Below are 1,275 nucleotides of genomic sequence, written 5' to 3' on the forward strand. Positions count from 1 at the left end.
TATTGTTCCATAACTTTAATTGTTTGATAATCATAAAGTTACAAATAATAAATCAACTAACCTACTGATATTCAATATATTAACACCTTGTATAAGATTGTTTTTCAATTAAATTTAAACAGCTTCTGACATTGTTCTGTCCAATATTCTTAATGTTTCTGAAATTTTGATGTTCGTATGCTGTAACAATCTTTCTGTTAGTATCTACAATAACCCCTTGATGTTCACATACCTTTTTCATTATTTCAAAAAGCTGATCGCACGAAGACAAACTTTGGACACTTAAAGCCTCGCTTTTTACTTCCAAACTCTTAAATTTCCTTTGTGCAACCTTCTTGCTTTTATCGCAACATTCCAACTGTCCAATAATATTCATTGATATGTCTTTGGCTCTATCTCTCGTTACCGGATCTTTCATTAAGTACTGTAATACAACTTCCGGTACCTTGCTTGGTTTAACCTTCTTTACATTTCCTATTTTGTCAGTCGTGCATTCGCATTCATTGAAAAAGTTATACCATTGCTTAACCAGTCCTCTGTACTTCTTCGGGTTCAGAATATCTGCAAATGTTTCTATTTCTGTTTGGCTTCTTATCCTCTTTGTGTACTTTATTTCCATTCTGAAAAGGTTTTTATTTTTCATTTCATCCGGCAATGTGTTCGCCTCAACACCTTTATCATACAAAACTGCTTCATAGTCTCTATACTTAAGATATTTGCTTTCATGCTTTTGCTGAACCGGATTGTAGAAATACTTTTTACCACCTTTTTTCTTCTTAAAAAGACATAGATATATTTTGGGTTCTTGAGGTGTCTCTAATGTTGCCCCCACTTCTAATCTTCGCACACTCATGCGCCCAATATCAAACCCAATCAAATTCTTCATGTATTTATAATATTCTTTTATGTCTTCATGTGTCACAACTTCGTAATTATTGCCCTTGATGAATTTTGTTACACTGCCATACATCTTGAAATCATACAAATCACCCGATTTTTTGACTTCCATTACTACATTCTTAATATTAATACTATATCCGTGAAGCTTTACAGATATTTTATCTGCAAATGCACTCACCCCGATTCTTGTTAGAATTTTATCCATCTCTTCGGGTAAGATTTTCATATTCAAAGTAATGTTATCTATCATCAATAGTTCGTTAAAAAATATCCAAGCCTAAGCGGCTCTGGCAGTAAATAAAATGAGTTCTTTGAAAAGTTTGTCAATAACTTGCGGGTCTGGGCTAATCCCAAACACGCAAATAAATCGTTCAA

At 33.1% G+C, this 1,275-nt stretch carries 1 protein-coding gene and 1 pseudogene; both read right to left on the minus strand.

Features of this window, described 5'->3' with window-relative positions; all coding sequences use genetic code 11:
- Positions 1–79: 79 nt before the first annotated feature.
- Positions 80–1,150: a hypothetical protein gene (locus ACFO3G_RS03260; RefSeq protein ID WP_380077955.1), complete on the minus strand. Its 1,071-nt coding sequence runs from the start codon at positions 1,148–1,150 to the stop codon at positions 80–82.
- Between the two features lie 27 nt (positions 1,151–1,177).
- Positions 1,178–1,275: pseudogene (locus ACFO3G_RS03265) on the minus strand (transposase); the annotation flags it as partial.

This window comes from Falsiporphyromonas endometrii (assembly GCF_042654485.1).
GTDB classification, from domain to species: Bacteria; Bacteroidota; Bacteroidia; order Bacteroidales; family Porphyromonadaceae; genus Porphyromonas; species Porphyromonas endometrii.

Excerpts from the sequence above, each read along its gene's own strand:
- ACFO3G_RS03260 (WP_380077955.1), bottom strand. The coding sequence starts at position 1,150 with ATGATAGATAACATTACTTTGAATATGAAAATCTTACCCGAAGAGATG.